At 45.1% G+C, this 8,344-nt stretch carries 8 protein-coding genes; 1 reads left to right on the top strand and 7 read right to left on the bottom strand.

All coding sequences use genetic code 11. From position 1 onward, the window contains the following. Positions 1–447: 447 nt before the first annotated feature. The 4 genes from HMPREF0083_RS26770 to HMPREF0083_RS24130 all read right to left on the bottom strand — a co-directional run bounded on the left by HMPREF0083_RS26770 (position 448) and on the right by HMPREF0083_RS24130 (position 4,491). The gene (locus tag HMPREF0083_RS26770) at positions 448–1,980 is read right to left on the bottom strand and encodes a sensor domain-containing diguanylate cyclase (protein ID WP_021624568.1); all 1,533 of its coding nucleotides are present in this window, start codon (positions 1,978–1,980) and stop codon (positions 448–450) included. A 113-nt stretch (positions 1,981–2,093) separates the two neighbouring features. Next, positions 2,094–2,279, bottom strand: coding sequence for a cbb3-type cytochrome oxidase assembly protein (locus HMPREF0083_RS24140; protein ID WP_021624567.1), 186 nt, complete (start codon positions 2,277–2,279; stop codon positions 2,094–2,096). A gap of 140 nt (positions 2,280–2,419) precedes the next feature. Further along, positions 2,420–3,055: an MBL fold metallo-hydrolase gene (locus HMPREF0083_RS24135; protein WP_245191376.1), complete on the bottom strand. Its 636-nt coding sequence runs from the start codon at positions 3,053–3,055 to the stop codon at positions 2,420–2,422. 101 nt (positions 3,056–3,156) lie between these two features. After that, entirely contained in the window at positions 3,157–4,491 is a 1,335-nt protein-coding gene (locus HMPREF0083_RS24130; RefSeq protein ID WP_021624565.1) for a PhoH family protein, read from the bottom strand. Positions 4,492–4,755: 264 nt separating this feature from the next. Between HMPREF0083_RS24130 and HMPREF0083_RS24120 the strand changes: the two genes are divergently transcribed. Then, positions 4,756–5,274 carry a YhcN/YlaJ family sporulation lipoprotein gene (locus tag HMPREF0083_RS24120; protein WP_021624563.1) on the top strand — a complete coding sequence of 173 codons (519 nt, stop codon included), beginning with the start codon at positions 4,756–4,758 and terminating at the stop codon, positions 5,272–5,274. 24 nt (positions 5,275–5,298) lie between these two features. Here the strand turns inward: HMPREF0083_RS24120 and HMPREF0083_RS24115 are convergent, their stop codons facing one another. The 3 genes from HMPREF0083_RS24115 to HMPREF0083_RS24110 all read right to left on the bottom strand — a co-directional run bounded on the left by HMPREF0083_RS24115 (position 5,299) and on the right by HMPREF0083_RS24110 (position 8,317). Further along, positions 5,299–5,754, bottom strand: coding sequence for a pyridoxamine 5'-phosphate oxidase family protein (locus HMPREF0083_RS24115; protein WP_040304821.1), 456 nt, complete (start codon positions 5,752–5,754; stop codon positions 5,299–5,301). A gap of 226 nt (positions 5,755–5,980) precedes the next feature. Beyond that, positions 5,981–6,142: a hypothetical protein gene (locus HMPREF0083_RS28530; protein ID WP_021624561.1), complete on the bottom strand. Its 162-nt coding sequence runs from the start codon at positions 6,140–6,142 to the stop codon at positions 5,981–5,983. Between the two features lie 36 nt (positions 6,143–6,178). After that, positions 6,179–8,317, bottom strand: coding sequence for a sigma-54-dependent Fis family transcriptional regulator (locus HMPREF0083_RS24110; RefSeq protein ID WP_021624560.1), 2,139 nt, complete (start codon positions 8,315–8,317; stop codon positions 6,179–6,181). Between the last annotated feature and the right edge of the window lie 27 nt (positions 8,318–8,344).

Raw genomic sequence — 8,344 nt, 5'->3', positions numbered from 1 at the left:
CCTGAACTTTTGTTACTACGTCAAGTGAATTCTACATACTTTACTGGTGTAAAAATATGAAAACATGATTTATATATTATAAAAAAATAGATTTTCCGTTTAACACTATTGACACAGTTTAAAAAGCAGTTTATCATGTAATTAACATCCCATATGTAAAACCCAGGGGCATTGCCCCACCCTATTAGTTTAACTCTAATTCTAATCCTCCCCCTAAACACCACCTTTACCCCAAGGTGGTGTTTTTCATTGTAAGAAAAACATGCCAGTACCTTCACTTATCCTTTCTTCACAATGAAGTCAAACAATAACTTGACGACACGCCTCGCACATTTTTCAAGTGACACAATCAGAGGAAAGTAGATGTTGCTTTCTTCCTTTACAGCGACATCTACTTTCCTACTCTTTGAAAAAGAAACCAGCTCGGCACCCCCCTGCTGGTCAATCTCAAATTGTTCCTGATTTATTGTGTGCGATTTTAATGCGATCCTTTCCCTGATGCTTAGCACGGTACATAGCATCATCAGCAAGCATAAGCAGTTCTTCTTTACTCCCGGCATGATGCGGGTAAGCGGCAAGACCGATACTTGCTGTAATTAGAAATGAAAAGTCAAGCGAGCGAAATGCCGTTCGAATCCGCTCAGCAATACGATATGCATCTTCCAATTGCGTACGTGGCAGGAGCAGAATTAACTCTTCACCTCCATACCTTGCCACAATGTCGTATGTCCGAATCTGCCGCTGTACCATACGGGACACGGCTACCAGAACATTATCCCCCACAACATGACCATACGTATCATTAATTTTTTTAAAATCATCGATATCGAGCATAATGAGACACAAGGGCATGTTATACCGCTCAGCACTTGCATATTCTTCAGAATAGCGTTCAGAAAAATATTGTCGCGTATGAAGTCCTGTCAATCCATCCGTAATCGCTAGCGTCTTAATATACTCATACTGCCGTACATTCATAATTACCGTTCCCAATTGACGTGCAATGGCAGTTAAAAACTGCAATTGCATCTCGGTGAATCTTCGACATTCCTTATTATCGGCATAAATTACACCAAGCGGCCTATCTTTATACATAACAGGCACCGTAACCCCGCTGTATGAATCCAGCAAACATGCAGCATTCTCGCAGCGCTCATCACCCCTCCCGTCCTTCACTACTACGGGTAATCCAGTATGAAACGCTTCCTCGTGCCTACGGTCGCCTTCTACCGAAGCTGGAAGCGTCAAAGAATTAGCCCATTCGGTGTCTACTTTGCCACTGGCATTTGAAATCGTAATCCTCTTTCCTGCTTCATCAACAAGGCCGATAACTACATGGGAACAGTGAAATGTCTCGGCAATTTGACAATGCACGAGCTCTAATACATCCTCTAGATTTTTATCAGCGTCTGCCGCTACCGCCATCATATCGTACAAAAGCTGAAGCTTGCGCCTCTGATATTGCAAATCCTGCTGTTGCCGCCAATTGTAGACGGCAATACTCAGGCGAGCAGCAACCCCTTCTAAAAATTCTAACAAATCTCTCTCCACTGCAATCTCCTGTTCATGAAATACATAGAGCACTCCATGTCGCTTTTCATTGTGCTGAATAGGGAGCAAACAAAGCGTTCTGTACGTATGTAGCGGCAAAAGTGCGACAAGAACAGGATACTTTTGCGGATACAATATTTGTACCGTACCACTCTCCAACACCTGTTTTTCAGATGCCAACGCCGTCGGTACAAAGCAATATCGGCTTTCCTTCCGATCGGTATCCACCCACACCTGTAAATTTCGTTCCTCCTCCTCCATCAGCGCCACACACATCCCAGCGCCTATGGCACGCCGAACGATTTCCCCGGCAAAAATGAGCGCTCTCTCCAGTTCAGTTTCTTCTGCAATGTAAACATTGAGCTCATTCAATAAACGAAGCAGGCGTATATGTCTTTCCGCCTGTTCCCCGCAACATTCGTGGCCCATTCCAACCACCTCACACTAGCTTCACAGACCTTTTTTCCTTCCTTTATTGTACACTGAATCGACGCTTCACAATGATAAAAAAAGCATACTCATTGGCGAGTATGCTTCTCCTTCTATCTTTTTGAATTAATCGGCACATCAACCGTGGAATCTTCTTCCAACATGCGATATTTTATACCTTCTACATCGTCAAACTGTCCGCTGGATTTCGCCGCATACCAGATGAGCAAAGCCGAACCGGTGAAACAAATCATAATTGTGATAAGCATCCATGTTCCAATGGACAATCCAAATAGCATTAATTCATCATCCCTTTTCCTGAAAGTAATCCCAAGTCCCCTATTAGTCTTTCCATTCTTCCCCTTAGTTTAGCAATGTTTTCAAATCATGTGTGCTTTTTATCCTGTAATGGTGTGAAAAATATGTGACAAACCCAGTATTACCGTAGCGTTTCGACAATAAACGGATTATGCAGCTTCTCAAAGCCGATTGTCGTATCTGGTCCGTGTCCGGGATATACACGAGTCTCTTCCGGAAGCGGCAGCAACTTCTCTTGAATGCTGCGGATTAATTGTTCATAATTTCCACCAGGCAAATCGGTTCGTCCAATGGAATGCGCAAATAACGTATCGCCGCTGAACAGCTCCTGGCCGATTAAGAACGATACCCCGCCCGGCGTATGCCCCGGCGTTTCCATCACCTGTACGTTAAACCCGGCGAACGTAAGCAAATCGCCATCCTTCACTTCATGTTCAGCGCGATCTGTTGTCATCGGGCCTCCGATCATTGGCCAATTCGAAGAGCCATTCAAAGCCGGATTAGTTAGCCACTCCTGTTCAGCATGATGAATATAGACAGGTGCGCCGGTTTTCTTACGGACTTGCTCCAATCCTCCCATATGATCAAAATGAGCATGTGTTAAAAGAATCGCCTGCACTTCATATTCGTTCGCCTTATCCAACAGCTCACCTGGATGCATACCTGCGTCAATGATGATGGCCTCATTCGTCTCTTCATTAGCTACAACATAGCAATTCGTCTGTAATGGTCCCAAAGGAAAAGTGTAAATGCGCAATGAACTGCCCTCCTGTATCTTATTTTCCCTAGTGTACCATCTTTATCCGCAAAACGAAAAGAAAAAGCCCCGTCAGAACAATGCGGAGCTTTGCGCTTTTCTTATAATAAATCGGCAGCCAATTGCGCCAATGAGGAACGCTCTCCCTTCTTTAACGTAATATGGCCCGACATTTTTTCACTCTTAAATATTTCCACCACGTACGTCAATCCATTGTTGACTTCATCAAGATACGGGTGATCAATTTGCTGCGGATCGCCCATCAAAATAATTTTGCTGTTCTCACCAACCCGCGTTAAGATGGTTTTTACTTCATGTTTCGTTAAATTCTGCGCTTCATCAATAATGATGAACTGTTCAGGAATGCTGCGGCCACGGATATAGGTAAGCGCTTCGACCTGAATGCTGCCAAGTCCCGCCAGAATTTTATCCAAATCTCTAGACTGCTTCGTATTGAACAAATACTCCAGATTATCATAAATCGGTTGCATCCATGGACGTAGCTTCTCTTCTTTCTCTCCCGGTAAATATCCTATATCCTTGCCAAGCGGTACAATAGGCCGTGCGACCAGCAGTTTTTTGTACGCGCGTTCGTCCTCCGTCTGCATCAGTCCAGCTGCGAGCGAGAGAAGTGTTTTTCCGGTCCCCGCCTTGCCAGTAAGGGTAACAAGTGGAATATCTTTATTAAGCAACAGCTCCATTGCCATTTTTTGCTGGGCATTTCGTGCCTTTACACCCCAGACGATTTCGTCTCCAAACACAAGCGGCAACAAATGCTTTCCATCTCCGCTCACCCGACCAATGGCTGAAGCGGACGAACCCAGCTCGTCTTTTAGAATAAGAAATTCATTGGCAAGAAATGTACGATTAGGCAGAAAACTATGCAACTCGAACGGGCCCGCGCTATAAAATTGTTGAATGGTATCAACAGGAACCTGAATGGTTACATATCCTTTATAGAGGTTAGAAAATTCATGCACCACCCGATCGGATAGAAAATCTTCAGCTGGAAGCCCGAGCGCGTCTGCCTTTACGCGCAAAAGTGCATCTTTTGAAACAAGAATGACAGCACGGGGCGATTCTTTCTGCTGCTCTTCCGTATGCAGATTCATCGCTACCGCAAGAATGCGGTTGTCATTCGTCATATCGTGAAACAATTCTTGCATGCGAGCAAACGACCGATGATTTAATTCTACACGCAGTCGGCCCCCGCTATCAAGCTCAACACCGTGGTGGAGTTGTCCCTTGGTGCGCAATCCGTCCAGCAGTCTGGCAGTATGCCTAGCATTTCTTCCAATTTCGTCCATCAAACGCTTTTTGGAGTCCACCTCTTCGAGCACAACAGCTGGCAATACTACATCATTATCTTGAAATGAGAAAATCGCCAACGGATCTTGCAGCAGTACATTCGTATCTAAGACATAGATTTTTTTCAATGTCTCGCCTCCCGGGCAATGTATATGGATGCTTTTCCTAATGACAAGCGCACAGGCGTTTGCCGAAAGCTTTCTAATTATGGAAGTGCAAATAAAGAGCGATCTTCAATCCATACGCTTTACTTTACTCTATGGTTTATGGAGGTTTGTTGTTAGTGTATGTTACAAAAAATATTCTAGAAGGGAAAATCGCGTATGCCTCCTTTCCTTTTGCGAAACACTACGTTTAAAGAACGTAACCAATACTGGAAAGGATGTGACAGGATGAAGAAACATGTGCTATTTTTACTTGCCGTTCTTACACTTGCCGGGTGTGCTCCTAATAAAGCGGCAAATCCTCAACCTACAGGGAACAAAGCCCAAACCCAGCGGGTTCAGCAAACCGCACCGCAACCGCAGCAGCCACAAAATACAACAGCTACCGCTGACAGGCTGGCAAAGCTGGCTACCAGCGTGCCACGGGTAAAAGGAGCGACGGCCGTCGTCCTTGGTAAAACAGCCATTGTCGGTATTAATGTGGATGATCGCCTCGATCGTGCCCGTGTCGGTACGATTAAATATTCAGTTGTAGAAGCATTACGCAAAGATCCACAAGGTGCCACAGCGCTTGTTACTGCCAACCCGGGCATTGTACAGAGACTCAGGGAAATGAATGAAGACATCCGTCGTGGCAGACCTGTTGCCGGATTCGCGGAAGAGCTGGCCGATATTGCGGGCCGTCTCGTACCTCAGGCTCCGCATCGTGTACCGGAGCGAAACCAGGCCCCTACACAAAATCGATAGACAAAAAAATGCCTGGTCATACGACTAGGCATTTTTAAGCGCTTCCATTACTTGATTATCCAGTTTCTCCGCCGCGCGTTCATCATATGTTTTCTCAAAACGCGGCTCAACAGCAATACGTGACCCGTAAAACATAACATCGCGCACTTCTTCGATCATAACTTCGATAAGCGTTAGCTTCAACGGTACATTCTCCATCCGTTCCACTTTCACATGCGCATGCCCGCTGATGGAGTAAACGGAGCCACCAGCAAACACATTAAGCACAACATGACTGTTGTGCTGGATATTCTCAACAATAACCGACTTACTGTTAACAGCAAAACAAACTGTCGAGACATTTGGTGCGTATACCCATGAAATCGCGCTCACATAAGGGCCTCCCGATTGTCTGCTCACCGTAGACAACATGGCAAACCGTTCGTGCTGCAATAACGCCAGCAGCTCCTGGCTCAGAGATTGTGCCACAACTTCTGCCATAAGCAAAACCTCCCTGCATATGAGGATATCTTCATTGTACAACGAATGGAAACATATCCTCAACTGCCAATTCGAAATCGGTTGGAATTGCATGCCGCTATGCAACGAAACGAGGATGAAATGGAAATGAACTATCGCAAAAAATATATCCGTACGCTTAGGTTTCTCTCCACTCTTAATGGCGGTTTTTTTATTTTTATTATTTAGTATTTAGTATGATTTCTCTTTATTCAGCCTCTCCAGCTGAAAATTTGCGATAGTTCATTATTTCATTCTCTCTGCCTTTAACTTTTGCAAGTTCTATGCCAAATTTTCTAACACGGAAAATAACAGAAAAACCATAACAAAAAGCAAAAAGCGATGCATCCACATCACTTTTTCGCATCATTTTCGCATCGACGATGCGTAAAGCATCGAAAATGCATCACTTTTGTTGTTGAATACCGTATTTATTTAACCGTCGAACTACAGTTGATTGATGTATGCCCAAAATCCTGGCTACTTTTCTTGTGCTTTGATATTTTTCATATAAGGATAGCAATTGGCTTTTCTCTTGTTCCGGCGTTAAAATCGTATCCGTGCGCTCTATCCCCATGTCTTGCTCCGCTCCACCTTCTTTGCGCTCCGCCGGAAAGGCAACTGACGAGCCCTGGCGGTCAAGTATGGTTTTCGGCAAATGTCCTACGTCAATCACCGGCTCAACGGTAGTTACAACTAATCGCTCGATAATGTTTTCCAGCTCCCGCACATTTCCAGGCCATGTATATGTTTGCATCCTTTCAAAAGCTTCATAAGAGATTCGCTTATCTACCTGATGCTTCGCATTGAACTTCCCAAGAAAATATCGAATCATAGGGAATAAGTCTTCTTTCCGCTTACGTAACGGCGGCACTTCAATCGGGACCACATTAATTCTATAATACAAATCCTCTCGAAAAGCACCGGACTGCACACGCTCCACTAAATTTGCATTTGTTGCGGCAATCAGGCGAAAGTCAACACTTCTCTCCTTTACGTCTCCGATACGGGTGACCCGTTTCTCTTGCAGTACCGTTAACAGCTTTACTTGCAAGTCGGATGGCAACTCTCCAACTTCGTCCAAAAATAGTGTTCCGCCGTCCGCCAATTCAATTAGCCCCGGCTTCCCTTTTTGCTGTGCTCCAGTAAATGCTCCCGGCGCATAACCAAACAGTTCTGATTCCAGTAAGGTGCCTGGTATAGCCCCGCAATTAATTGAAATGAAAGGTCCGCGCGTTCGATCGCTCCGCTGATGAATTAATTTAGCCAGTACGCCTTTACCTACTCCCGATTCTCCCAGAATAAGAATCGACGTATCCACTGGAGCGATGCGCATACACATCTGCAAAATGTTTCGCATCTCTTCACTTTCCGCGATCACGCCTTCAATCTCCATCTGCTGTGCACGCAGTACTTCCAGCTCCGAATGATACCTCTCAGAGAGTTGCTTTGCTTCCTCAAGCTCAGCCTTTACTTGATTCAACTGGCTTAAATCGCGGCAATTCATTACGATTTGCAGGATGTCACCTGTTTCATCATCCAGGATTGGCGTTCCTGTCGATAGCAATACACTTCCGTTCGCTACATGCTGAATAACACTGACACGCTTTTTTTTCTCTAGGACAAGTTTACTCACCGCCTGAGAAATGATACCGCGTCGTTCCAGCTCCTCCTCTTGCCTGCCGATAGCCTCATGCCCTGGTACACCTGTCATACGGCTGAACGCCTGATTAAAATGACGAATCACACCGCTGCGATCGGTTACGACAATACCGTCATGCGAAGATTCGATAATCGTATCCAGTTCACGATTCAGCTTTTGGACAGCCGTTAACTCCTGAGAAATACCCTCGAGTTCTGTGATGTCCTGCATTACGCTTGCCATCCCGATTTTTTTACCATCATCGGTGACGATCGGGGTATGATTAATGAGCAGCTTGCGGCCATCGTAATCAAGCCTAACCATTTGTTTTTTTTCGAGGGAAAGTAATAAATTCAGCAGCGTTGCATCAGATACAAGTTCACTAATGGAGATACGAAACATATCTTTTTGTGAGATACCGAGCAACCGTTCCGCCGACTGATTGATTGATAGTACATGCCCAGTTAAATCAACCGCCACAATCCCATGGTATGTCGATTGCAGAATCGCATCCAGCTGGGAAATGGTCTTCCGGGTCTGATGCTCAAATGCACGCAAAATGTCGGTTCTCGTTAAAATTCCAACCAGGGTGCCGGAACGATTAATCACCGGAAGGCGACCCGCTTCAAGCTCTTCATCCCAATCCTCGTATATTTGCTGATCATCATATAATGTCACAAGACGAGTCTGCATAAGCGTACCAACCGGCGTTTCCTCCGGAAAATGATTCTTCATCGCACGGAATACGTGCGATTTAGTTACCAAACCAATCAATTTATATGCTTCATCTACTACCGGAAGGCCGTCGATCCGGTTCTCAAGCAGCAGCGAAGCAGCCCGACTGATCGTTTCTTCTTTGTATAAAACAATCGGATTTGCTGTCATATAGTCCCGCACCTTCATCGCGTCCGCTCCTTCTTCGTCTAGATA

The sequence above is a fragment of the Aneurinibacillus aneurinilyticus ATCC 12856 genome, assembly GCF_000466385.1.
In the GTDB taxonomy this organism is placed as follows: Bacteria; Bacillota; Bacilli; order Aneurinibacillales; family Aneurinibacillaceae; genus Aneurinibacillus; species Aneurinibacillus aneurinilyticus.
The sequence above is the reverse complement of the archived record's forward strand: the minus strand, read 5'-3'. Positions and strand labels throughout refer to the sequence as shown.

Excerpts from the sequence above, each read along its gene's own strand:
- HMPREF0083_RS28530 (WP_021624561.1), bottom strand. The coding sequence starts at position 6,142 with ATGATGCGAAAAAGTGATGTGGATGCATCGCTTTTTGCTTTTTGTTAT.
- HMPREF0083_RS24140 (WP_021624567.1), bottom strand. The coding sequence starts at position 2,279 with ATGCTATTTGGATTGTCCATTGGAACATGGATGCTTATCACAATTATG.
- HMPREF0083_RS24120 (WP_021624563.1), top strand. The coding sequence starts at position 4,756 with ATGAAGAAACATGTGCTATTTTTACTTGCCGTTCTTACACTTGCCGGG.
- HMPREF0083_RS24115 (WP_040304821.1), bottom strand. The coding sequence starts at position 5,754 with ATGGCAGAAGTTGTGGCACAATCTCTGAGCCAGGAGCTGCTGGCGTTA.
- HMPREF0083_RS24110 (WP_021624560.1), bottom strand. The coding sequence starts at position 8,317 with ATGAAGGTGCGGGACTATATGACAGCAAATCCGATTGTTTTATACAAA.
- HMPREF0083_RS26770 (WP_021624568.1), bottom strand. The coding sequence starts at position 1,980 with ATGGGCCACGAATGTTGCGGGGAACAGGCGGAAAGACATATACGCCTG.